The 25,976-nt window shown below is 51.4% G+C and carries 19 protein-coding genes; all 19 read left to right on the top strand.

Features of this window, described 5'->3' with window-relative positions; genetic code table 11:
- Window positions 1-2 precede the first annotated feature (2 nt).
- The 19 genes from cbiT to rsmB all read left to right on the top strand — a co-directional run bounded on the left by cbiT (window position 3) and on the right by rsmB (window position 25,929).
- The gene (gene cbiT / locus PUQ60_RS00190; RefSeq protein ID WP_118523384.1) at window positions 3-569 is read left to right on the top strand and encodes a precorrin-6Y C5,15-methyltransferase (decarboxylating) subunit CbiT; all 567 of its coding nucleotides are present in this window, start codon (window positions 3-5) and stop codon (window positions 567-569) included.
- 5 nt (window positions 570-574) lie between these two features.
- The gene (locus tag PUQ60_RS00195) at window positions 575-1,675 is read left to right on the top strand and encodes a tRNA-dihydrouridine synthase family protein (protein ID WP_337955593.1); all 1,101 of its coding nucleotides are present in this window, start codon (window positions 575-577) and stop codon (window positions 1,673-1,675) included.
- Between the two features lie 166 nt (window positions 1,676-1,841).
- The gene (locus PUQ60_RS00200; protein ID WP_273379101.1) at window positions 1,842-3,515 is read left to right on the top strand and encodes a Na/Pi cotransporter family protein; all 1,674 of its coding nucleotides are present in this window, start codon (window positions 1,842-1,844) and stop codon (window positions 3,513-3,515) included.
- Window positions 3,515-4,243, top strand: a complete 729-nt coding sequence (locus PUQ60_RS00205) for a response regulator transcription factor (protein ID WP_117795548.1) — start codon at window positions 3,515-3,517, stop codon at window positions 4,241-4,243. Before PUQ60_RS00200 ends, PUQ60_RS00205 begins: the two co-directional genes overlap by 1 nt.
- Window positions 4,244-4,250: 7 nt before the next feature.
- Window positions 4,251-5,651, top strand: a complete 1,401-nt coding sequence (locus tag PUQ60_RS00210; RefSeq protein ID WP_273379105.1) for an ATP-binding protein — start codon at window positions 4,251-4,253, stop codon at window positions 5,649-5,651.
- A 182-nt stretch (window positions 5,652-5,833) separates the two neighbouring features.
- Window positions 5,834-6,856 carry an ABC transporter substrate-binding protein gene (locus tag PUQ60_RS00215; RefSeq protein ID WP_273379108.1) on the top strand — a complete coding sequence of 341 codons (1,023 nt, stop codon included), beginning with the start codon at window positions 5,834-5,836 and terminating at the stop codon, window positions 6,854-6,856.
- A 130-nt stretch (window positions 6,857-6,986) separates the two neighbouring features.
- A complete protein-coding gene (locus tag PUQ60_RS00220) occupies window positions 6,987-7,904 on the top strand; it encodes an ABC transporter permease (protein ID WP_118691721.1) in 918 nt (305 codons plus the stop codon).
- A complete protein-coding gene (locus tag PUQ60_RS00225; RefSeq protein WP_117795542.1) occupies window positions 7,904-8,701 on the top strand; it encodes an ABC transporter ATP-binding protein in 798 nt (265 codons plus the stop codon). Before PUQ60_RS00220 ends, PUQ60_RS00225 begins: the two co-directional genes overlap by 1 nt.
- 379 nt (window positions 8,702-9,080) lie before the next feature.
- Window positions 9,081-10,760, top strand: coding sequence for a C40 family peptidase (locus PUQ60_RS00230; RefSeq protein WP_273379113.1), 1,680 nt, complete (start codon window positions 9,081-9,083; stop codon window positions 10,758-10,760).
- A 15-nt stretch (window positions 10,761-10,775) separates the two neighbouring features.
- Window positions 10,776-12,455: an SH3 domain-containing protein gene (locus PUQ60_RS00235; protein ID WP_273379114.1), complete on the top strand. Its 1,680-nt coding sequence runs from the start codon at window positions 10,776-10,778 to the stop codon at window positions 12,453-12,455.
- Between the two features lie 326 nt (window positions 12,456-12,781).
- Window positions 12,782-13,588 (top strand): ATP-dependent Clp protease proteolytic subunit, encoded by an 807-nt coding sequence (locus PUQ60_RS00240; protein WP_273379115.1) that lies wholly within the window; start codon window positions 12,782-12,784, stop codon window positions 13,586-13,588.
- 139 nt (window positions 13,589-13,727) lie between these two features.
- The gene (locus PUQ60_RS00245; protein WP_273400901.1) at window positions 13,728-17,024 is read left to right on the top strand and encodes a DNA translocase FtsK; all 3,297 of its coding nucleotides are present in this window, start codon (window positions 13,728-13,730) and stop codon (window positions 17,022-17,024) included.
- A gap of 42 nt (window positions 17,025-17,066) precedes the next feature.
- Window positions 17,067-18,530: a UDP-N-acetylmuramoyl-L-alanyl-D-glutamate--2,6-diaminopimelate ligase gene (locus PUQ60_RS00250; protein ID WP_273379117.1), complete on the top strand. Its 1,464-nt coding sequence runs from the start codon at window positions 17,067-17,069 to the stop codon at window positions 18,528-18,530.
- A gap of 18 nt (window positions 18,531-18,548) precedes the next feature.
- A complete protein-coding gene (gene murF / locus PUQ60_RS00255) occupies window positions 18,549-19,958 on the top strand; it encodes a UDP-N-acetylmuramoyl-tripeptide--D-alanyl-D-alanine ligase (protein WP_273379119.1) in 1,410 nt (469 codons plus the stop codon).
- Window positions 19,959-20,119: 161 nt separating this feature from the next.
- Complete coding sequence (gene priA, locus PUQ60_RS00260) at window positions 20,120-22,336, top strand: primosomal protein N' (protein ID WP_273380754.1); 2,217 nt, start codon at window positions 20,120-20,122, stop codon at window positions 22,334-22,336.
- Window positions 22,337-22,354: 18 nt separating this feature from the next.
- Window positions 22,355-22,828 carry a peptide deformylase gene (def, locus tag PUQ60_RS00265; protein ID WP_022358693.1) on the top strand — a complete coding sequence of 158 codons (474 nt, stop codon included), beginning with the start codon at window positions 22,355-22,357 and terminating at the stop codon, window positions 22,826-22,828.
- A 49-nt stretch (window positions 22,829-22,877) separates the two neighbouring features.
- Window positions 22,878-23,822, top strand: a complete 945-nt coding sequence (gene fmt, locus PUQ60_RS00270; protein ID WP_106999965.1) for a methionyl-tRNA formyltransferase — start codon at window positions 22,878-22,880, stop codon at window positions 23,820-23,822.
- 66 nt (window positions 23,823-23,888) lie between these two features.
- A complete protein-coding gene (locus PUQ60_RS00275) occupies window positions 23,889-24,605 on the top strand; it encodes a zinc metallopeptidase (RefSeq protein ID WP_106999964.1) in 717 nt (238 codons plus the stop codon).
- Window positions 24,598-25,929, top strand: coding sequence for a 16S rRNA (cytosine(967)-C(5))-methyltransferase RsmB (gene rsmB / locus PUQ60_RS00280; RefSeq protein ID WP_273380751.1), 1,332 nt, complete (start codon window positions 24,598-24,600; stop codon window positions 25,927-25,929). The genes PUQ60_RS00275 and rsmB overlap by 8 nt, the downstream gene beginning before the upstream one ends.
- Window positions 25,930-25,976 lie beyond the last annotated feature (47 nt).

Raw genomic sequence — 25,976 nt, forward strand, 5'->3', positions numbered from 1 at the left:
AAATGCGAGATGAATGGTTTATCCGGGGCAAGGTCCCGATGACGAAGAGTGAGGTGCGGACCGTGTCATTGTCCAAGCTGGAATTGTATGAGGGCTGTGAGTTCTGGGACATTGGCGCGGGAACGGGTTCTGTCAGTGTGGAAGCGGCGGTAAGCTGTCCGGGGATTCATGTGTGTGCGTTTGAATATAAGGAAGAGGCGGTTGAACTGATCCGGGCAAATTGTGAGAAAGCCAGAACAGAGGCGGTCACGATCGTGCCGGGAAAGGCGCCGGAGACATTTGCACAGGTAAGTGTTCACCGACCGGATCGGGCATTTATCGGGGGAACAACCGGACAGATGCGCGAGATTCTGGATGAATTGTTCCGCTTGAACCCAGATATCCGGATTGTGATCAACCTGATTGCGCTGGAGTCTCTGACAGTGCTTATGAGTTACCTGAAAGAGCGCGGGATAGAGGCGGAGATTCTGTCCATGCAGATTGCAAAAGCGGAGAAGATTGGTTCCAGTCATTTGATGAAAGGGCAGAATCCGATCTATATCATATCACTGGGAGGAAATGAAGCGTGAAGAAAATGATTCAGCCAGAGGCATTAAAAGTGGGCGCGAATCGTATAAGCGCGAACGATGCAAGGAGTGTAAAATTAGATTTTGCACCAATGGAGGGAATCACGGGATACATATTCCGGCAGGTGCATGCAGTCATTTATGGGGGCGTTGACCGGTATTACAGTCCGTTCATTGCACCAGGTTCCAGCCATAAGCTGACATCCAGGGAGAGGAACGATATTCTTCCAGAGCATAATCAGGGATTATGCCTGATCCCGCAGATTCTGACGCATTCGGCGGAAGATTTTCTGTGGGTTTGCGAGGAACTGGCGGAGTATGGATATAGGACGGTTAATCTGAACCTGGGCTGTCCGTCGGGGACGGTGGTTACGAAGAAAAAGGGCGCGGGATTTTTAGCCGAGCCGGAAGATTTGAGCTTGTTTCTGGAGGAAGTCTGCAACGGATTGGAAAAAATCCATGCGTCGGATGGAAAGCCGGTGCGTTTGTCGATCAAAACCCGGATCGGCATGAAAGAAGCGTCTGAATTTCCACGCCTGCTTGCTATCTATAATCACTATCCGCTGGAAGAACTGATTGTACACCCGAGAGTGCGCGAGGACTATTATAAGGGGAAAATACGGATGGAGTCATTTGCGTATGCGCTGGAGCAGAGCCGCTGCCCGGTCAGCTATAATGGAAATCTTTTTTCGGCGGCGGATGCGTCTGCGCTCATGGAAGAAATTGTAGGACAAGATGAACCGTCTGACAAAGGCGAAATGCAGAAAAAAACGAAATTAGCCGCGTTGATGTTTGGGCGTGGGGCGGTTGCAAGTCCGTGGATTTTTGGAGAGATGCGGAATCTGCCATCCTCGACTCATCTCCAATCCTTCCAGCAATTCCACGATCGCCTCCTGACCGGTTATGCAGAAATCATGTCTGGCGACCGGAATACTTTGTTTAAAATGAAGGAACTCTGGTATTATTTCCAGTGCCATTTTCCGGGATGTGAAAAAGAATTGAAGAAGATTAAGAAGGCACAGAAGTTATCTGACTACCGGGCTGCTGTTCAGGCGATGTTTGCGAGCGGGCGGTTTGTGGAAGGAGGCTTTCGCAACCCGGCACCATAGGAGTGATACCGGGCTGTCCTGTAACCATCCTCTCATTCAGGCAGTACAGTGTTGCGAATATCAGATTTTACACAGATTTTACATTTCCTGCTGGTTATTTTTACATTTATTTGATATAGTGAAGACATACTATGTGTAAAGATCAAAAGATGATGGGAGAATATGTATGTCTATTAGTACTTTGGGAACACTCTTTCAGTTCATTGGAGGACTGGGAATGTTCCTGTATGGAATGGAGTCGATGGCGGATGGTCTGCAGAAGTTTGCGGGCAACCGTTTACAACGTGTGCTTGAGATCCTGACTTCGAACCGCTTGCTGGGCGTGCTGGTGGGCGCGGGCGTTACCGCGATCATCCAGAGTAGTTCCGCGACGACGGTTATGGTCGTTGGTTTCGTAAATGCCGGAATTATCAATCTTCTGCAGGCGACCGGCATCATCATGGGTGCCAATATTGGTACGACTGTGACGAGCTGGATTGTGTCGATGAGTGAGTGGGGCGAGGTGTTAAAGCCAGAGTTCTTTGCACCGGTTCTCTTCGGTATCGGCGCATTCATCACGATGTTTGCGAAGAGCCACAAGAAAAAAGAGGGTGCCGAAGTCCTGATCGGTTTTGCACTCCTGTTTATCGGTCTTTCTTTCATGTCTGGTTCGATTGAGCCGTACCGGGATGCGCCGATCTTCTCCGAGTCCTTCCGGGTACTGGGACAGAATCCACTTTTAGGTATTTTAGTTGGTCTGGCAGTTACCGCAATCATCCAGAGTAGTTCCGCGTCCGTCGGTATTTTACAGATGCTGGCGATCAACGGCATGGTAAACTGGCAGTCAGCAGTCTTTATTACATTGGGACAGAACATCGGTACCTGTGCGACCGCGCTGTTATCTTGTATCGGTACGACCCGTACGGCAAAGCGTGCGGCGGTCATTCACCTTCTGTTCAACGTGACGGGTGCAGTTGTATTTGGCGTCGCTTTATACATCGTGTTTATGATGAATCCGGAACTTGCGATGACGCGTGCGGACAGTGTGGGAATTTCGATTTTCCATACGGTATTTAACGTTGTCAACACCTGCATTATGTTCCCGTTTGCTGGTTTCCTGGTAAAGGCATCGGATGTGATTGTTCCGAAGCCAAAGGAGACAGAGAAAGAGTGGTCGGCAAACAGTGTCGAGACCGAGATGATCCGTCACTTAGACGACCGTATCCTCGAAACTCCGTCCTTTGCGATTGAGACGGCGTGCAACGAGGTTGTCAACATGGGTAAGGTAGCGGTTGCCAACCTAAAAATAGCGACAGCAGCCTTAGTAGATGCAGATGATAATTTCTGTGAACAGGTATTTGAAAATGAAGAGACGATCGACCGTATGGAGAAAATGCTGACTGAGTATCTCTTAAAGATCAACAACCTCTCCTTAAATGATGAACAGCATCTCCTCGTTAAGAATATGTATTATACAATCGGTGATCTTGAACGTGTCGGTGACCACTGTGAAAACTTAGCAGAGCTTGCCAAGAAACGGATTGAGAATGTGAATATTGATTTCTCGGATCTGGCGCTGAAAGAGCTGCGGACGATTGCAGATGCAACGCTTAAATCGGTCGAGGCGTCCGTGGAGGCGCGTCAGGCGCATGACATGCAGAAAGTACGTCAGACTGCCCGCTGGGAGGAAGAGGTTGACAATATGGAAGAGGAGATGCGCGAGAGCCATATGAACCGTCTTTCCAATGGAGAATGCAAGATTGAGGGCGGTGTTATCTTCCTGGATGCACTGGCAAATTATGAGAGAATCGCGGATCATGCCAAGAATGTAGCTGGCTACGTAAAGGAAGAGATGCAGTAATGAAATATCGGATATATGTGATTGAGGATGATGAAAATATCCGGAATCTGATCTGCGTGGCACTGGAAAACTTCGGTTACTGCGCCAGCGGATTTGAGACGGCAGAGGAAGCGCTTGACAACCTCTCGGCCCTGCTCCGGAGAGGCAGGGAGGCGCAGCGGGAGTATCCGGCGATGTTTGTATTCGACTGGATGCTGCCGGGGATGGACGGCATGGCGGCGATCCGCAAGATCCGGGAGATGCCGGACTTTTCCGCAGCCCCGGTCCTGATGCTGACGGCAAAGGATCGTGAGATGGATATTGTACAGGGACTTGACAACGGTGCTGACGACTACATGACGAAACCGTTCGGTATTCTGGAGCTTTCGGCGCGCGTCAGAAACCTTTTAAAGCGGGTGGAACCTGCAAAAGAGGAAGTTTCCAGCCTGACGATCGGTGAAGTCAGCATCAACCGGGAGACGCGGGAGGTGATTGCCTGCGGCGACCGGACGGAGCTGACGCTCAAAGAATTTGAACTTTTAACATATCTCATGGAACATATCAACCGGGTGGTGACGCGCGACGAGCTTCTCGACCATATCTGGGGCTATGACTATGATGGGGAGACGAGAACGCTGGATATGCACATCAAGACACTCCGGCAGAAGCTGCATGACGCCGGAGCCCAGATCAAGACAGTGCGCGGCGTGGGCTATCGGTTTTTAAAGGAAAAAGAAGCGGGAAAGTGATGAAACGATGCGAAAAGCGATTTTGACGAAATTTATTCATCTGTTATTCCTGGCGCTGGTTCTGAATACATTTATCGCTCTGGTGGTTACCAGCAGTGTATTGCTCAAACGGTCAAGGGAGGACATGCATTTTGCATTGGAATCCGTTGACCGTATGTTGGATTATACGGGAAATGTGGAAGAACAGCTGATGGATTTGAGCGACCTTACGAACGACAATAATAGCCGTTATACGCTGATCCGGATGGATGGCACGGTGGTGGCTGATACGGAAGTAGCGCAGGTGAATCAGATGGAAAATCATCTGGAGCGCAAGGAAGTGAAGGATGCGCTGGCGACGGGCTATGGATATTCGGTGCGCCGTTCCGGAACGTTAGGAATGCAGATGGCGTACGCGGCGATCCGTTCATCGGACGGCAAATACATACTGCGCCTTTCTGCCTGTTCAACCGGTTTGGGTGAATATATCCTGATGTTGATTCCGGCCGCTTTTTTGAGCTTTGGAATAGCTTTTTTTGCATCGGCAATGGAGGCGGAACGGTTTTCCCAGTCCATCACGCGTCCTTTGCAGGAAATTTCCAGCGAAATGGTGCGGATGGATGACGACTACACGCGCTTTCAGTTTGAAAAATGCCCGTATGAGGAGATCAATGTCATCGCGGACACGACGACGCGGATGTCCCGGAATATGAAGAAATATCTGGAGCGCATCGAGAAAGAAAAACAGATCCGGCAGGAGTTTTTCAGCAATGCATCGCATGAGTTGAAAACACCGATCACTTCGATCCGCGGTTATGTCGAGCTTTTGGAAAGCGGCATGGCACAGGATCCGGACACGGCACGTGATTTTCTGGGACGCATAAAAAAAGAGGCAATGCGGATGACGAACCTGGTGGATGATATTTTGATGATCTCCCGTCTGGAATCGCGCGGTGCGAAAGCAGATATTGTGACAATCCGCACGGTGGAATTGCTGGAGGACAGCCTGTCTTCGATTGCCGCGCAGGCGGCGTCGCGCGGCATCACAGTCCATAAAGAGTGCGAGAATTTCACGATTCGTGCCGATCTGCGCCAGATGCAGGAGCTGTTTAACAATCTGTTGACAAACGCGGTCAAGTATAACAACGAGGGCGGTGAAATCTGGGTGCAGGTCAAGCACTGGGGCGCGGATATGATACTGACGGTCCGCGACACCGGCGTCGGCATCCCGGCGGAGAGCCAGAGCCGTATTTTTGAGCGGTTTTACCGGGTGGATAAAGGGCGCAGCCGCAAACAGGGCGGCACCGGGCTTGGTCTTTCGATCGTCAAGCATATCGTGAATTTTTATCATGGAAGCGTGAATGTAGAGTCGGAAGTCGGAAAAGGTTCAACGTTTACGGTAAAACTGCAGATCGCGGAAGCAAAATAAAAAAGAGTCAACCTAAATTCCCTATAAAATAGTGGAATTTTAGGTTGACTCTTTTTGGAGTTTGTAGTATGATTGCTTTAAAGCGTAACAGTTCAGCTCTTTAAAGTGAAAAATAAATCATGGTTTGATGCATAAGAGGAAAATCTGTTACATACGTTGAAAAGGTTCAGGAGGATGATATTATGAGAAAGACAAAGAAATTAGCAGCCCTGATGCTGGCTGGCGCGATGGCGGCATCCCTGGCAGCCTGCGGAGGACAGACAGCAAGTACGGACACGACAGCAGCGGAGTCCGCAGACGGAGAAGAAAGCAAAGAGGCAGAGCAGACAGCAGACGGCGAGACCTATAAGATTGGCGTATTACAGCTGACCCAGCATGTGGCACTGGATAAGACCAATGAGGGCTTCGTGGCAGCGCTGGACGATGCAGGCATCAAATACGAGATCGACCAGCAGAATGCAGCTGGCGAGCAGTCTGCATGCCAGACGATCGCAGAAAAACTGGTCAACGATAAAGATGATTTGATTTTTGCAATCGCAACCCCGGCAGCACAGGCAGTTGCAGGTGTGACGGATTCGATTCCGATTCTTGTCAGCGCTGTTACCGATCCGGCGGCTTCCGGTCTGGTAGAGAGCAACGAGGTTCCGGGCGGCAACGTATCGGGTACTTCTGATCTGACTCCGGTTAAAGAGCAGATTGATCTGATGCAGCAGATTATTCCAGATGTAAAAAAGGTCGGACTTCTGTATTGCAGCGCGGAGGCAAACTCCGTTCTTCAGATTGACATGGCGAAAGAAGCACTTGATACAGCTGGTATTGAGTATGAAGATTACACCGTTTCCAATTCCAATGAGATTCCTACCGTTGTAGAATCTATGGTTGGCAATGTAGACTGTGTATACACACCAACCGACAACATGATCGCAGCTGGTATGGCAACCGTAACGATGGTAACAAATGAGAATAAACTTCCGGTTATCTGCGGCGAGAAAGGCATGGTAGATGCAGGCGGTCTTGCTACTTACGGTATTGATTACTACCAGTTAGGCTACATGACCGGTGAGCAGGCCGTTAAAATCCTGACTGAGGGCGCCGATATTTCTAAGATGCCGATCGGTTATCTGGACGCTTCCAAGTGCGAGCTGAGTGTCAATGAAGAGACAGCAGAGACGCTGGGAATCGATGTATCTGGACTTGAGAAATAAAGAGTACCAGAAAGACCTAAACTTCAAATGAGATGGACTGTCAGATCAGAAGCATAAAATAAATATGCCGATCTGGCAGTCTTTACAGTTAATCAGATGAAGAAAATACGAAACACGGGGAGGTAAAAGATTGAGCGGTTTATTAGTATCCCTGCAGGGCGCGGTCGCACAGGGCGTTCTTTGGGGAATCATGGTATTGGGAGTTTATATTACATTCCGCCTGATGGATATCGCGGATATGACGGTAGACGGAAGCTTCGCGTTGGGCGCCTGCGTTTGTGCAGTCCTGGTAGTCAACAAAGGAGTAAATCCGGTGCTGGCACTTTTAGTTGCAGCGGCAGCCGGTGTCGTGGCTGGTGCGGTAACGGGTATTCTTCATACTGTATTTGAGATACCAGCGATTCTGGCAGGAATTCTGACTCAGATTTCCCTCTGGTCGATCAACCTCCGGATCATGGGAGGAAAGAGCAATCTGCCGCTTCTGAAAGTCAAGACACTTATCAGCGGTCTGGCTGCTTCCTTCGGGATGACCCAGGCACAGGCATCGATGATCGTTGGAATTGTGCTGGCTGTGGCGGCTATTCTGTTTCTTTACTGGTTCTTCGGAACCGAGATCGGAAGTGCGATGCGTGCAACCGGTAACAACGAAGATATGGTGCGCGCGCTGGGCGTGGACACCCGTATGACGAAGCTTTTATCCCTGATGGTCAGCAACGGCCTGGTCGGTCTCTCCGGCGCACTCGTCTGCCAGAGCCAGAAATATGGTGATGTTGGAAGTGGTACCGGTGCTATCGTCATCGGTCTGGCGGCGATCGTCATCGGCGAAGTCCTGATGGGACGATTGACCTCTTTCTATTGGAAACTGACCTCCGTGGTTGTCGGTTCGGTCATTTACTTTGTGATCCGTGCGGTTGTACTCCGCATGGGTATGGATGCAAACGACATGAAGCTGCTCTCTGCTGCCATTGTAGCACTGGCACTCTGTATTCCGGTAGCACTCGCTAAATACCGGCTGAGAAAAGATTATTCAGAAGGGGGCGAGGAGTAATGCTGACGATAACAAATGTAAAGAAAACTTTTAATAAAGGAACTGTTAATGAGAAAAAAGCCTTAAACGGTATCAACTTACACCTGGCACCGGGCGATTTCGTGACGATCATCGGCGGAAACGGTGCTGGAAAATCCACCATGTTAAATATGATCGCAGGCGTATATCCGATCGATTCCGGTAAAATCGAGATCGACGGCGTAAACATATCCAGAGAACCAGAATACAAACGCGCTAAATATATCGGCAGAGTCTTCCAGGATCCGATGCGCGGCACCGCCGCCAATATGGAGATACAGGAAAATCTTGCCATGGCACTGCGCCGCGGCAAATCCAGAGGACTCGGCTGGGGCATCAAAAAGAATGAAAAGGACTTCTACCGTGAGGCATTGGCACAGCTCGACCTGGGGCTTCAGACCCGTATGACCAGCAAAGTGGGCTTACTCTCCGGCGGACAGCGCCAGGCGCTCACCCTTCTGATGGCAACCCTCCAGAAGCCAAAGCTCCTTCTTTTAGACGAACATACCGCCGCCCTCGATCCCAAAACAGCCCGCAAAGTCCTCGATCTCACCGAAAAGATCGTAGACGAACAAAATCTGACCGCGCTTATGGTTACCCATAACATGAAAGATGCGATTCAGATCGGCAACCGTCTGATTATGATGCACGAAGGTCGGATTATCTACGATGTAGCAGGGGAAGAGAAGAAGAATCTGCAGGTAGAAGACCTGTTAGAGAGATTTGAAAAGGTAAGCGGAGAAGAATTTGCAAATGACCGTATGATGCTTGCCAAATAAGCAGGGGGTATAAGATTTGAAGGCTTTTATCAAAATCATTAACCTATAACAGACAAAAAATATACGGAATGAAAAGTGGGTCAACAAATTAAAAACCACGACTATAAGTGAGAAAGAATGTCCTCCGGCGGCGCGAGCGGTCGGAGGGCATTCTTTCTCACTTATAGTCGTGCATTCTCCTCTCCCATATTTCCAACTAATTCCCCCTTTCACGACTTAACCGTTTATCTACAACTTAACACTTCTGTAATAATTCATTTATAGAAAATTCATTTTTTCCTCCACATCCTTCCTTGGCAATTCCCTACGAATATGATAAAATAAAAATTACGTTTAAGATATTAAGTCATAATTTCAAGAAAAATCAGGAGCGATCCATATGTTAGAAGAAGAAAATAAAAAAGAAACGCAGGAGTCAGAACAGGTGCCAGCGGCGGAGCGGATTCAAGAGCCGGAAGCAGTTCAGAGTCAGGAATCAGAGCCAGCTCAGGATCAGACACCAAATCCGGTCCGGGAATCCGCGGGACATTCGCGCAGGCGCCAGGGCGAAGATAAGAGTCAGAACCTGCGCTTCGGAGTGATAGCAGCAGGAGTGGTAATTGTTCTTGCAGTTGCAGCATTTGCAGGCAAGTCCCTGCTCAGCCGTCAGGCGGGAGCCGGAACTGCAAAGAATGGGGCGGCGACAGCATCAGAGCTTTCGAAGGACGAGGCATCCGAAGAGTCCAGAGCGGAGGAGATCAAAGAGAAAGAAGCAGTGGTAGCTTCCTATAAAAATCTGGGTATCGTGCAGGTGTCCGGTTATCTGAATATGCGTGAGACGGCGAGCACGGACGGCAACATCATCGGAAAGCTGATGGGCGACAGTGCGTGTGAGATCGTGGATGATTCAACCGAAGGCTGGTATCAGGTCGAATCTGGCGGTATTTCTGGTTATATCAGCTCAGAGTTTGTTCTGACCGGGGATGAGGCGAAGAAAAAAGCGTTGGAACTGGTTGAAAAGCGGGCGCTCATCACGGCAGATTCCCTGAACATCCGAAAAGAGCCGAACACGGAGTCTGAGGTTGTCGGTCAGGCATTGAAAAATGAGCGCTATGTGGTCGAGGGTGAGCCGGAGAATGGCTGGATTCAGATTTCGAGCGGTTATATTTCTACGGATTATGCGGAGATCAAATACGCACTCAATGAGGCGCGGAAGCTGGATATGCGTGCGATGGTGCTGAATTTATACAAAAATCTGGGTATTTCCAGTGTGGATAATTACTTGAATGTGCGCGATCAGCCAAGTGAGGATGGCAATATCATCGGTAAGATGACGAGCAAGTCTGCCGGAGAGATTCTGGAGACGAGCGAGGACGGCGGCTGGTATAAGATCCAGTCGGGTCCCGTCACTGGATATGTGAAGGCGGAGTATATCCTGACAGGAGATGCGGCGAAGCAGGAGGCGATGGAGGTTGCAGAACTGATGGCGATCGTTTCAACCGACCGCCTGAATGCCCGCACGGAGCCGAGCACGGATGCGCCGATCTGGACGCAGATCTCTAACAATGAGCGTTACGACGTTATAAGCCAGCAGGATGGCTGGGTCGAGATTGCGCTCGATACGACGAGTGCGTATGTGGCGACTGATTTCGTAGATGTGCGTTATGCATTGCCGGAGGCGATCCCATTTACCCCATTAAAAGAAAAGGAATCCTTGCGGACCCAGATTGTCAACTATGCGCTTCAGTTTGTCGGAAACCGTTATGTCTGGGGCGGTAATGACCCGCATTCGGGTGTGGACTGTTCTGGTTTTACAAAGTATGTATACAGCCATGTGGCGGGCGTGTCCCTGCCGCGGGTGTCCCGGGAACAGGCGCGGACGGGTACGAAGATTGATTCTTCGAAGATGCGTCCGGGCGATCTGATTTTCTATACGAATCGCAAGGGAACGGTCAACCATGTGGCGATGTACATTGGCAATGGTCAGATCGTCCATGCGGCGAGCCGGAGAAGCGGCATCAAGATTTCTACCTGGAATTACCGGAATCCGTACCGGATTGTCAATATGCTGGGAGACTGATAGGGAGAGGATAAGATGGAAGAGCAAAAGACAGAAGATTATAAAGAACGCCTGCAGAAAGCACGTCAGAGACGAAATGGCAAAGATCCGATGCACTGGTTCATGATCGGGGGCTGTGCTGTCATTGTGGTGCTGGCTCTGGTTATCATCGTGAAGCTGGCACAGGGCGGCACGTTCGGAGGTTCTGGAAACGCCCGGGTGGCATCGGCATCCGAGGCAGAGGCGCAGGAAACCGTGATCGGAGAGACGCTGCCGGAGGATGAGGAACAGGCAAAAGAGGACGAAGAAAAGAAGAATGTAGTCGAGTCCTACCAGAATCTGGGTATTGTGGATGTATCTGGTTATCTTAATATGCGTGAGAGCGCCAGCACGACCTCCGATGTCATCGGCAAGCTGATGGGCGGCAGTGCGTGCGAGATTCTGGACGATTCGCAGGAAGGCTGGTATCAGGTATCTTCCGGCGGTCTGGAGGGCTACATCAGTTCAGAATTTGTACAGACCGGCGAGGCGGCAAAAACAGAGGCATTTGAGCTGGTCAAGAAGATGGCGGTCATCACGACTGACAAGCTGAATATCCGGAGTGAGCCGAGTGAGGACGCGCAGGTGCTGGAACAGGCGCTGAAAAATGAGCGTTATTCCATTGTCAGCGAGCAGGACGGCTGGATTCAGATCAGCGGGGGCTATATTTCAGCGGATTATGTGGATGTGCGCTATGCGTTAAATGAAGCGCGTAAGCTGGATCTGCGGACGATGGTTCTCAATATGTATGACAATCTGGGTATTTCCAATGTCAATAACTACTTAAATATCCGCGTGGAGCCGAAGGAGGATGCGAAGATCATCGGTAAGATGACGAGCAAGTCCGGTGGTGAGATTCTGGAAACGACCGAGGATGGCGGCTGGTATAAGATCAAGTCCGGTCCGGTTACCGGCTATGTTAAATCCGAATTTATTCTGACTGGAGAGGCGGCGAAGCAGGAGGCACTGCAGGTTGCACAGCTGATGGCGATCGTATCAACTGACCGTCTGAATGCCCGTACGGAGCCGAACACGGACGCGCCGATCTGGACGCAGATTTCCAACAGCGAGCGGTATTCGGTTATGAGCCAGCAGGATGGCTGGGTGCAGATTGCACTGGATGAGACGAGTGCCTATGTAGCAACTGAATTTGTCGATGTCCGGTATGCGTTAAATGAGGCGATCGAGTTTACACCGGTTGAGGAGACACCGGAGCCTGAGACCAAGGCGGCGAGCAGCAAGGGAGGCTCTGGAAGCAAGAGCAGCAGTAACGGTGGTTCTGGCAGCCAGAAAGCATCTTCAAGCGGCTCCTCCAAGCGTGCGCAGATCGCAAACTACGCGACTCAGTTCCTTGGAAATCCGTATGTATGGGGCGGTACCAGCTTGACAAATGGTACGGATTGTTCTGGATTTACGATGTCGGTTATGGCACACTTCGGCGTCGGTCTGCCGCATCATTCGGGTTCCCAGGCGGGAGCAGGAAGAAGTATCAGTTCTTCCCAGATGCGTCCGGGTGATCTGATCTTCTACACAAACAGCGGTGGAACGATCAACCATGTAGCACTCTATATCGGCGGCGGGCGCGTGTGCCATGCGTCGAATGCAAGGGATGGTATCAAGATTTCCACCTGGAATTACCGTACCCCGGCGAAGATCGTCAATGTACTGGGCGATTAATTCCATGGAAAGTCAATAAAAAATATTTGAAAGAGAGCAGGGAGAAAAGGCAGCTTTTCCCAGCTCTCTTTTTTCTGTTTCATAGGAAATTGTGTCCTATGAAATAAAAAACGCTCCGCGAGGATGCGCACTCGCGCGAAGCAGAAACATGTCGCAAGTGACCGCGCGAGACGCCCGAATGTGCCAAGGCACATCCTTGTTTGTATAAAAAGCGGTTTCAGTGAATAAAGATAATAGGAAGACAGAATACTAAGGATGAATTAGGCAGTTGAGAAAAAACATTGAATCCGCGTGTAAGGTAGAAAGAGCGCAGAAAAGAGGAAAATATGATTCGGGCAAATCGTGAAAACAGGGAATGGGAAAATGAAGCGTGGGACAAGCAGACAGATAAGGCGGGAGAAAGCCGGGAACAGGCGCAGGAGGATCCGATTCAGAAGCGTGAAAATGGACAGACGGATATTACGGGAAAGAATGGCAATCACATTGAATTAATCTCGATCATCGGAGAGATAGAGGGACATGAAAATTTGTCCGGCAATACGAAAACGACGAAATATGAGCATATTCTGCCTAAGCTGGCGGAGATCGAGGAGAGCGGTGAGACGGAGGGAGTTTTAGTCCTGATTAACACGGTGGGCGGCGATGTAAGCTGTGGACTGGCACTGGCGGAGATGATTGCTTCGCTCAGCAAACCGACCGTTTCACTGGTCATCGGGGACAGCCATTCGATCGGTGTGCCGCTCGCAGTGGCGGTCGATCACTCTTTTATTGTCCCGACCGGGACGATGATGGTACATCCGGTACGGATGACGGGGATGGTGATCGGTGCCGTGCAGACGTATGATTATTTTGAAATGATTCAGGATCGTATTTTAAGCTTTGTGTCCGGACACAGTCAGATCTCCTATGAGCGCCTCCGGAGCCTGATGCTCAATACGGAGATGATGACAAAAGATCTGGGAACGGTCCTGGTTGGCGAGGAGGCGGTCCAGGAGGGACTGATCGATGAATGCGGCGGGATCCGGGAAGCGCTTGCATGGCTGAACCGGGCGATCGATGGGAAGAAACAGGAAATAGATAAACACGACCGGATGACGAAGACGGATTTTAGTGAAAATCTGAAAAGGAGATAGAACATACGTGCGAAAATTTTAGGAAAGCGTTGCTTTTTTCCCTGAATTTGGGTATACTGAATGAGATAATAAGAATGTAAAATGAGAAAAGCAGTCTGCGGGAGGCTGTATTTTGTGAAACAGGAGGAACCGCAGATACATGGGAAATATTGGAGGCATGAGACAGGTGGCAGATACAAGCAGGAAAAGACAGAGTACAGAGCGTGCCGGGGAGACAGCTGGGACAGAGAAAAAAGCCGGGCGATCCAGAAAGTCCCCTGCGGCGAAGAAAGCGGAGGAGACGCTGAACGAGAAAAAGAGTGGGGGGAAGAAGAAAGCTTCGTCCGGAAAAGGCACCGCGAAAGGAACAGGAAGCCGAAGCCGCGCCAGTCAGGCGCCGGAGCCGTTGGAGAAAAGTGGTACAGGGGCATTTATGGGAACGGAAGTGGCGATTATTGTATCATTTGCAATATCGGTACTTTTGTTTTTGAGCAATTTCGGGCTTTGCGGCTTTGTCGGAAGTTTTCTGCGATCAACTCTGCTTGGCGTATTCGGCGTGATGGGGTATCTGGTGCCATTCCTTTTATTTATGGGAACTTGTTTTTATCTTTCAAACCGGGGCAACCAGAAAGCCGTAGCCAAGTTGGTGGCGGTTGGCGAGGTGCTTCTGGCATTTTGCGGACTTTCCCAGCTTCTCATGGGAGGCGGTCAGCATCTGGACTGGAATCTGGGCGATTATTACGCGCAGGCAGGTGGAGGCGGCTTTATCGGTGGCATTCTGATGCTGCTGTTGTGCGGAACAGTGGGAACGATCGGAGCAGTTCTGATTCTGCTGGTGCTTTTGGCACTCGGTGCTGTGTGCATTACGGAGCGTTCCCTGGTAAACTTCGTTAAACAGGGCAGCGGAAGGGCGTATGAGTATGCGAAAGAAGATATGAGCCGCCGCCGTGAGATACATGAGGAGAAAAAGGAAGAAAAACGCCGTCTGCGGGAGGAGCAGCGGGTCCGTGGCGTTGATCTCGAGGGCGCCAAGCTGACCGAGCTGCCAGTGATGCGGAATTTCTCGGAAGGAGTCCCGGAGGGAACCGTGCTGGGACCGGAGGATGCACCGGAGGAATTCCGTGAGATGCATGGAAGGCAGGAAAACTTGCAGGATGAGGCCGCGGCTTATGATGATTGGACCGATGTTCCGGCAGAGGGAAAAAATCTGGCACAGGATTCCAGACAGGGAGTAGAGAAGGAGAATCCGGCAGATATATTTCGCGGGCAGATATTCCACGGTGACGGAGCGGTAGAACCAGAACCGATGGAGTATGAAGAAGAGCCGGTGGAGTACGAAGAAGAGCCGGTGGAATCGGAGCAGGATACATATGCATACGCTGGTTCAGAATCCCAGTTTCAGGAAGAATCGGAGCGCGAGACGGCGGGGGCAGTAAGGGAGACAGAATTTGCAGAGGAGCATGCAGAGGCAGAGGACAGTGCGAGCGACCAGCTCCTGAAACGCCTGTATGTACGCCGTGATACCCGGACGATGGAAGAATTTGCCGGCAACGAGAGCCGGAAAGGTCCAGGCTATTATCCGGTAGAGACACGGGAGAAACCGGCTGCGGAGGCGGCGTCCGGTTTGACCGCAGAGGAGGTTCATACAGATTTAGGGCATCAGGATGTCTTTGAGCCATCGGAAAACGAGTGGGAAACCGTTTCGATGGGGAATGAGGATGAATGGAACGAACCTATATCTGGGGAAACGGATTCCGAACCAATCGATGGCTATTATAAGACGCTGGAATCAGAGCGGGGCGAGGCAAAGGGCAGTTTCTTTGTCCCGGAGGATTCCAAAACGGTCGTGACTGCATCCGGAAAGGTGATCGAGACAGATACAGAGGCAATACAGAAAAAACTGGAGCAGAAACGGGAAGAACGAAAAGCACTTCCAGTTGAGGAACTGACGGTTCCAGAGCAGATCGAGCGCAAGGAAGAGGAAGAAAAGAAGATCCGGAAAGAATACATATTCCCGCCATTGACGCTTTTAAAACGTGGTACGGGACAGACTGATTTCTCGGATCAGGAGTACCGGGAGACAGCGATCAAGCTGCAGCAGACGCTCCAGAACTTCGGCGTGGGCGTGACGGTTACAAACATCAGCTGTGGACCGACGGTTACCCGCTATGAGCTTCACCCGGAGCAGGGTGTCAAGGTCAGCAAGATTGTAGCGCTGGCGGATGATATCAAGTTAAATCTGGCAGCGGCGGACATCCGTATCGAGGCACCGATTCCTGGCAAGGCGGCGGTCGGTATCGAGGTTCCGAACAAGGAGAACCATGTGGTTCTGCTGCGCGATCTGCTGGAGTCAGAGGCATTTAAGAAATATCCGTCCCGGCTGGCATTCGCGGTCGGAAAAGATATCGCAGGTCAGACGGTTGTCAGCGACATTGCGAAGATGCCGCATCTTCTGATCGCGGGTGCGACCGGATCGGGTAAATCAGTCTGCATCAATACGCTGATCATGAGTGTGATTTATAAAGCGAAGCCGAGCGAGGTCAAGCTCATCATGATCGACCCCAAGGTGGTTGAGTTAAGTGTATACAACGGTATTCCGCATCTTCTGATTCCGGTTGTGACCGACCCGAAAAAGGCGTCCGGCGCCCTCAACTGGGCGGTGGCAGAGATGACCGACCGTTACCAGAAGTTTGCAAAATACGGCGTGCGCGATCTTAAGGGTTTCAATGCCAAGGTTGAGTCGATCGCGGATATCGACGATCCGAAGAAACCGGAGAAACTGCCGCAGATCATCATTATCGTGGATGAGCTTGCCGATCTGATGATGGTAGCGCCGGGCGAAGTAGAAGATTCGATCTGTCGTCTGGCACAGCTGGCGCGTGCAGCGGGCATTCATCTGGTGATTGCGACGCAGCGACCATCGGTCAATGTCATCACCGGTGTGATCAAGGCAAATATTCCGTCGAGAATTGCTTTTTCCGTCTCTTCCGGAGTGGATTCCCGTACCATTATTGATATGAATGGCGCGGAGAAACTGCTCGGAAAGGGTGATATGCTGTTCTATCCGTCGGGCTATCAGAAACCACAGCGTGTACAGGGCGCGTTTGTGTCCGACAATGAGGTTTCGGATGTGGTCGGATTTTTGAAACAGGAGGGGCTGACCGCAGAGTACAGCGCCGAGGTTGAGTCTAAGATCCGTTCGACGGCGATGGATGCGGGCTTTGGCGGCGGTGGGCGCGATGCCTATTTTGCACAGGCAGGTAAATTTATTATTGAGAAAGACAAAGCATCCATCGGCATGCTGCAGCGTATGTTTAAGATAGGCTTCAACCGTGCCGCGCGTATCATGGATCAGCTTGCAGATGCAGGCGTGGTCGGTGAGGAAGAAGGCACGAAGCCGCGTAAGGTGCTGATGAGCATGGAGCAGTTTGAAAACATGATGGAAGAAGGATATTAAAAAGCGGAATCATTATAAAATATCAAAATCAGGAGGTATCCTATGAAGCTTAAAAGTTGGCTGAAAGAATTGCCGTATACATTATTGCAGGGCAGCCTGGAGACGGAGGTTGACGAGGTGGTCTACGATTCAAGAAAGGCGGCGCCGGGGACGGTGTTTGTGTGTATGCGCGGGGCAAACGTCGATTCGCATACCTTTATCCCGGATGTGGTTGAAAAGGGCGCGCCGGTTCTGGTGGTCGAGCATCCGGTTGAGGCGCCTGAGAACGTGACGGTCATTCAAGTGGAGAATGGACGGAACGCGCTATCGCTTCTTTCTGCGGCACGTTTTGATTATCCGGCGCGGAAGATGACGGCGATCGGTGTGACCGGCACGAAGGGAAAGACGACTACCACTTATATGATCAAGGCGATTCTGGAGGCAGCCGGACAGAAGACGGGTCTCATCGGAACGAACGGCGCTGTGATCGGTGAGAATCATTATCCGACCAAAAATACGACGCCGGAATCCTACATTTTGCAAGAATATTTTGCAAAAATGGTGGAAGCGGGCTGCCGTTACATCGTGATGGAGGTTTCTTCCCAAAGCTACCTGATGCACCGGGTAGACGGACTTTTCTTTGATTATGGAATTTTCCTGAATATTTCCAATGATCATATTGGCCCGAATGAACATGCAAGTTTTGAAGAATATCTTTACTACAAAAAGCAGCTTTTGAAAAACTGCCGGACAGCGCTCGTCAACCGCGATGATCCGCACTTTGATGCGATCGTAGAAGGGGCGACAGCAGAGATCCTGACCTTTTCATTGGAACAGGCGGCTGATTTTACAGCGGATGACATTCACTATGTACGCGAACATGATTTCGTGGGCGTCGAATTTCAGACGCATGGACGATATGAGCACGATCTGCGCGTCGGCATTCCGGGCAAATTTAACGTGGACAATGCGCTGGCGGCAGCGGGCGTGTGCAGCTTCTTTGACCTGCCGAAGGAGAAAGTCTGCCATGCGCTGGAACATATCCAGGTCGATGGACGGATGGAGATTGTATATAAATCAGCAAAGTGCACCGTGATCGTTGACTACGCCCACAATGCGGTCAGCATGGAAAGTCTTCTTCTGACGCTGCGCGACTACAAGCCGAAGCGTCTCGTCTGCGTTTTCGGATGCGGCGGCAACCGGGCGCGCGATCGTCGGTACTCGATGGGAGAGATTGGCGGAAAGCTGGCAGATCTGTCGATCATCACGGCGGATAATTCCCGCTTTGAGAAAGTGGGAGATATTCTGGCAGATATCAAGGTCGGACTTGCAAAAACCGACGGCAAATACGTTGAAATCCCGGATCGCCGCGAAGCGATTGAGTACAGCTTGTCCCATGCGGAAGATGGCGATATCATCGCGATCATCGGAAAAGGGCATGAGGATTATCAGGAGATCGAGGGCGTGCGCTATCATTTCCTTGACCGGGAAGTAGTGCAGGAGACGGTGAAGAAGCTGCATATGTAATCAATTTGGAGGCAAAATATGGACCATATTACAGTCAGACATATCGTGGAAGCAGTGTCGGGAACACTGCTCTGCGGAGATGCAGATACAGAGTTAAAACACATCAGCATTGATTCCCGGAGTATGCGCGGGGCGGATCTGTTTGTTCCGCTGATCGGGGAGAAATCAGACGCGCATCGTTTCCTGGTTCAGGCGATGGACAATGGGGCGGCAGCCGCACTGACTTCGGAGCATGAGGCGGCACCGGAGGGCTTTCACGGCGCGTTGATCCAGGTGAAAGATACGAAACTGGCATTGCAGACGATCGGACGCTGCCTGCGGGCACGCCTTTCTATCCCGTTAGTTGGTATCACCGGCAGCGTGGGAAAGACGACGACGCGCGAAATGGTGGCGGCGGCGCTTTCAGCGAAATATAAGACATTCAAGACACCGGCAAACCACAACAGCCAGATCGGTGTGCCACTCACGATCTCGGAGATTTCTGAGAATGATGAGATCGGCGTGCTGGAACTGGGAATGAGTGAGCCGGGCGAGATGGCGGTGATCGCGGAGATTGCGGCGGTGGATTCGGCAGTCATGACGAATATCGGTGTGACGCATATTGAGAATCTGGGCTCCCGCGAGAATATCTTAAAAGAAAAGCTGCATATCCAGGACGGTATGAAGGCAGGCGGAATCCTGTTTGTAAATGGAGATAATGATATGCTTTCCACCGTGCATGCAAAAGCAGGCTGCCATACCGTCCGTTATGGACTTGGAGCAGATAACGACTACCGCGCCGAGGATCTTTCATATCCGGATGGATTTCCGTCCTTTACGATGGTACACGGCGAGGTGCGCGTCCCGGTGAAGCTGACTGTTATGGGCGAGCACAATGTCATGAATGCGCTGGCTGCCCTGGCGGTTGCGGATGCCTACGGTGTGCCGCTTGCCGATGCAGCGGAAAAGCTGCTTGAATTTGGCGGGTTCAAGAACCGTCAGCAGATTTATCATAAAAATGGTTATACGATCGTGGACGATACCTACAATGCAAGCCCGGATTCGATGAAAGCGGCGATAGGTGTGCTTTCTTCCCTGCCGGCAGGACGCAGAATTGCGGTTCTGGCAGATATGAAGGAACTGGGAGAGAATACGATTCAGTTCCACCGTGAAGTTGGTGCGTTTCTGGCGGAAAAACCGGTCGATATCCTGGTTGTATATGGCGAACTGGCGCAGGCGATCGCCGAGGGAGCAAAGAAAGTCAAACCGGATCTGCATGTCGTTTCGTTTGAAGAGGGCGAAAAAGAAGATATGCTTGACTGGCTGGATGCACAGATCGGTGAGGGAGATGCAGTCCTGTTCAAGGGTTCCAACAGTATGAAGCTGGGGGAGACGGCAGCGAGGTTTATCTCAGTCGAGAAGACTCCCACCTCTTCAGGTGGTAAGTAATAGCAAGTTTGTCTCAGTGGGAGTCCATTCTCCGACTGAGATAAACGCTCCGCGAGGATGCGCAGTGATTCTGTAAAGAATATGTCAGCTTCGCTGACCAGAATCACGCGCCAAGTCTCACGGACGTTCGAATTGAATTAGAAATAGAAAGAGAAGGAATCATGGCGTATCAATACGCGGATATTATTATAGATATATCCCATGAGAAGGTGGATCGCCCGTTTCAGTACCGGATTCCGACGCAGCTGGCGGAGGAGATTACGGCGGGAACGTGCGTGACGGTACCGTTTGGAAAGGGTAATTCACTTCGGACTGGATATGTGGTGGGAATGGGAAATACGGCGGAGTATGACCCATCCCGCATCAAGGAGATAGCTGGGATCGCACCGGGCAGTATGTCCGTGCAATCCCAGCTTATCCGTCTGGCGTGGTGGATGCGGGAACGTTATGGCGCGACGATGAACCAGACGCTCAAAACCGTACTTCCCGTCAAGGAAAAGATAAAACCGCGCGAGAAAAAGACGCTGCATTGTCTTTTAAACCAGGAAGAGCTGGAAGCGGCAATCCTGGCGGCACAGAAGCGGCATTATAAGGCGCGGGTGCGGCTCCTTGAGGCATTCCGGGACAATCTGGATATTCCGATGGAATTTGCCCGACGGGAGCTTGACCTGACCCTGGCGGCGATCCGCCCGATGGAGGAACGGGGACAGCTTTCAGTGAAAGTTTCCCGTGAGGAACGCGGGTTAAACCATGCAAAACTGCCGCGTCCAGCCGGACAGACCGTGCGCCTCAATGAAGAGCAGCAGGCGGCGGTTGAGCGTTTTTGTGAGGATTATGAGACGGGGAAACGTGAAACGTATCTGATTCACGGCGTTACGGGAAGTGGAAAGACAGAAGTCTACATGGAGCTGATGGCGCGTGTCCTGCGGGATGGAAAGCAGGTGATTCTGCTGATCCCGGAAATTTCGCTGACATATCAGACGGTGATGCGGTTTTACCGGCGATTTGGCGATCAGATCGCGATTCTGAATTCCCGTCTCTCTGCGGGAGAACGCTATGATCAGTGGGAACGGGCGGCGCGGGGCGAGGTTTCCGTGATGATCGGACCGCGGTCGGCGCTGTTTGCCCCATTTTCCAATCTGGGACTGATTCTGATCGACGAGGAACATGAGGGCGCCTATAAGAGCGAGACGATGCCGCGCTATCATGCAAGGGAAGTAGCGGCGGAGCGCGCCCGGCTTTCCGGGGCTTCGCTGGTCTTGGGCTCAGCGACTCCTTCTCTGGAATCGTATCTGCGGGCGCAGAATGGCGAATATGTGCTTCTGCCCCTGCATTACCGGGCAGTGGCGGGAAGTATCCTGCCGAAGGTACAGATCGCTGATATGCGTGCGGAGATGCAGGTAGGCAATAAATCGGTGTTCAGCCGGACGTTGGATGCAATGTTGACAGAGAGACTCGCACGTGGCGAGCAGGCGATGCTTTTTATGAACCGGCGCGGCTATTCCAATTTTGTTTCCTGTCGTTCCTGCGGAAAGGCGGTGACCTGTCCGCATTGTGATGTTTCCCTGACACTACACGGGAAGAACCGTCTGGTCTGTCATTACTGCGGCTATACGATTCCGCTGATGAAGCAGTGTCCGTCCTGCGGATCACCGTATATTGCCGGGTTTGGGGCCGGAACGCAGAAGATGGAAGAATTTACGAAAATTCGGTTTCCGGATGCGAGGATCCTGCGGATGGATGCGGATACAACGGCAAAAAAAGGCGGACATGAAGCGATTCTGGAGGCATTTGCAAATCGTGAGGCAGATATCCTGATCGGCACGCAGATGATTGTAAAAGGGCATGATTTTCCGGGAGTGACGCTGGTCGGAATCCTGGCGGCGGATCTTTCCTTAAATACGCCGGATTACCGCAGCGCGGAGCGGACGTTCCAGCTTCTGACGCAGGCGGCTGGCAGAGCGGGGCGCGCCGGGAAGCCCGGCGATGTGGTCATCCAGACGTACCGGCCGGAACACTATGCCGTGCAGGCGGCAGCGGCGCAGAATTATGAGCTGTTTTACAGCCATGAGATCAATTACCGGAGGCTGCTTCATTATCCACCAGTCTGCCAGATGGCTGCGGTTTATTTTGCCTGCGGCGATGAGGCGGTGCTGGATGAATGTGCGGAAATGGCGGCGCGGCGGCTGCGCGAAAGTGCCGAGTGTATCGGTCCGGTTCCGGCACCGGTATACAAAGTTAATGACATCTACAGAAAAATTTTATATATAAAGTGTGAAAAATGTGCTATACTGGATCAAATCAGGGGTCAGATTGAAACCTTGGCTGCCGCAGATACAAAATGGCAGGCGGTCCAGATTCAATACGATATATCATAGAGAGGAAGAGTGTATAAAATGGCAATCCGATCAATTAGAACTATTGGCGATGAGGTACTGAAAAAAGAGTGTAAGGCAGTGACGGAGGTAACCGATCACACACTTGAACTGATAGAGGATATGTTTGACACGATGTATTCAGCCGGTGGCGTAGGTCTGGCAGCACCGCAGGTCGGTATCCGCAAACAGATCGTAGTAATCGACGTGGAGGACGGCAACCAGTATGTCCTGATCAATCCGGTCATCGAGGAAATGTCCGGCAGCCAGACTGGTCAGGAAGGCTGCTTAAGCGTTCCGGGCAAGGCTGGTCTGGTAACCCGTCCGAGCCACGTAAAGGTACGCGCACTGAACGAAAAAATGGAAGAGTTTGTCCTGGAAGCAGATGATTTCCTGGCACGTGCGATTTGCCATGAGTGCGATCATCTGCACGGACATCTGTATGTGGAGTTGGTAGAAGGTCCGTTAGAAGATGTAGCGGCAGAGGAAGAATAAAGCACATTGGCAGAATGAGAGAGAAACAAGAGTGGGGTGACAGGCAGATATGAAGATCGTATTTATGGGAACACCGGATTTTGCGGTTCCGACACTGGAAGCGCTCTATCAGAGCCGGCATGAAGTAGCGGCGGTGGTGACACAGCCAGATAAGCCGAAGGGACGCGGCAAGGCGATGGCAATGCCGCCTGTCAAGGAAAAAGCGCTGGAATATGGAATCCCGGTGTATCAGCCGGTGCGCGTCCGCAAGGATGAGGCATTTTTTGAGGAATTGACGAAGATTCAGCCGGACGTGATCGTCGTGATTGCATTTGGCCAGATTCTGCCGGAGCGGATTCTGAACCTGCCGAAATACGGCTGTATCAACATCCATGCGTCGCTTCTGCCAAAATACCGTGGGGCAGCCCCGATTCAGTGGGCGGTCATTAATGGCGATGAGGTCAGCGGTGTGACGACGATGCAGATGGATGTCGGTCTGGACACCGGAGATATCCTGGATACCGTGGAAGTGCGCCTGGATCCGAAAGAGACAGGCGGCAGCCTGTTTGACCGCTTGAGCCTTGCGGGAGGAAAGCTGATTCTCTCCACGCTTGAGAAAGCGGAGGCGGGAATCCTGCATCCGGTTAAACAAGATGAGGCAGAGGCAACCCATGTGACAATGCTCGATAAGTCGATGGGGCAGATCGACTGGTCGATGGATGCGGCAGTGATTGAGCGCCTGATTCGCGGCTTAAATCCATGGCCGAGCGCTTATACAAAATTTGAAGGAAAAACCCTGAAAATCTGGTCGGCGGATGTCGAGGAAGATGCGGCGGGAAGACCGTCACCGGAGACATTCGGACAGGTGGTACGTGTCGGTAAAGATGCATTCTCTGTCCAGACCGGCAAAGGGCTTCTCACGATCCGGGAACTTCAGCTGGAAGGCAAGAAGCGGATGGATACGGCGGCATTTTTACGCGGATATCCGGTGGAAACGGGAGTAAAGCTCGGATAAAATGAATGCTTCAGCAGGAACTGAACTGCTACAGGCAGCCAGGCGTTTGAAAGGAGTTGGAGTGATATGTACGGATACGGATATGGATATTACAGTATGTTTGATCCGACGATGATTCTGGTATTAATTGGTGTATTTCTGTCATTAGGGGCATCTGCGAAGGTAAAAAGCACCTACGCGCGGTTTTCAAGAGTCCGGAGCATGACCGGCATGACGGGAGCCGAGGCGGCGAGACAGCTTTTAAATTCACAGGGCATCTATGATGTCCAGATCCGCCAGGTGGCAGGCAGCCTGACCGACCACTATGATCCGCGGACCAAGACCGTGAATTTATCTGAGAGTGTATATGGTTCTACTTCGGTCGCGGCGATCGGTGTTGCGGCGCATGAGTGCGGACATGCGATGCAGGATGCATCTGAGTATGTTCCGCTGCGCCTGCGCGGTTCAATGGTGCCGGTGGTCAACATCGGCGCACAGCTTTCCTGGCCTATGATCCTGATTGGTGTCCTGGTCGGCGGCATGGGATCTCCGATCGTTTCACTTGGAATTCTTTTATTTTCCTTGTCGGTGCTGTTCCAGCTGGTGACGCTTCCGGTTGAGTTCAATGCATCCGCGCGTGCGGTACGTCTGCTTGATTCAACAGGGATTCTTCGCGGGGAAGAAGTTGGATATACCAAACAGGTGCTTGGTGCGGCGGCACTGACGTATGTGGCAGCGGCGGCTGGTTCGATTTTACAGCTTCTGCGTCTGATTATATTATTTGGAGGACGACGCGATGACTGATGGAACTGCGCTGCGTGAAATAGCGGTCGAAATTTTGACCGAGATTCTGGAAAAGGGACAGTATACACATCTGGCCCTTTTTCAGGCTCTTTCTAAATATCAGTATCTGGAAAAATCAGACCGCTCGTTTTTAAAACGGATTGTGGACGGGACGGTGGAGTATAAAATCCAGATTGATTATATTATCAACGCATATTCCAAAACAAAAGTTCATAAGATGAAACCGTTTATCCGCACACTTCTGCGGATGAGCGTGTACCAGATTTATTATATGGACCGTGTACCGGATTCGGCGGCGTGCAATGAGGCGGTGCGCCTTGCGAAAAAACGCGGATTTTCCGGACTTTCCGGCTTTGTAAATGGTGTGCTGCGTTCTGTGGCGCGTGGAAAAGGCAAATTGACCTTCCCGGATGATTCAGTGCGGTATTCAATACCGGACTGGATTTTATCTCTCTGGAAGGAAAACTATGGGGCAGAGACGACGCACAGGATGGCACAGGCTGGTCTGGAGAAACGTCCGTTTATGGTGCGGTTTGCCGAGAGCCGTGCAGGGAAAGAAGAGATTCTTGCCTCCCTGTCCGCCCAGGGCGTGACGGCAGAGGAGACAGCGGCGGGAAGCGGTGTTTACCGTCTGACGGGAGTGGACTATCCAGAGAGTCTGGATGCGTTCCGCGAAGGACTAATCCGGATTCAGGATCTGAGTTCGTCGCTGGCTGGTGATGCGGCGGGTATTAAAGAGGGTGATTTTGTACTCGATGTCTGTGGGGCACCGGGTGGAAAAGGGCTTCATGCGGCGGATCTGCTGCACGGAACTGGACAGGTTGAGATCCGGGATGTGAGTGATTACAAGGTATCTTTGATCAAGGAGAATATTGCCCGCAGCGGCTGTACAAACGTCTCTGCCTGCGCCTTTGATGCGTGTGAATTCGATGCTTCGATGGAGCAGAAAGTGGATGTGGTCATTGCCGATCTGCCGTGTTCAGGACTTGGCATTATCGGACGCAAGCCGGATATCAAATACAACGCTTCAATGGATGGAATACGGGACCTGGCTGCATTGCAGAGGCAGATGCTGTCGGTGGTCTGGCAGTACGTGAAGCCGGGGGGAGTGCTGGTTTACAGCACCTGCACGGTCAACCGTCTGGAAAATGATGAAAACCGGGCATGGTTTTTAAACGAATATCCATTTGAGCCGGTTGATATCAGTGGTCGTCTGGGGATTGATTTTCAGGAAGACAGCCTGAAAGAGGGATACATCCAGCTCTATCCGGGCGTTCATCCGTGTGATGGATTTTTCATCTCTGTGATGAAAAGAAAAGGATAACTGGATGGAACAGTGTATGAATAAATATAGGAAAGACTCCGAGAGTG

This window comes from Clostridium sp. AF02-29 (assembly GCF_934835585.1).
GTDB lineage: Bacteria > Bacillota > Clostridia > Lachnospirales > Lachnospiraceae > Otoolea > Otoolea fessa.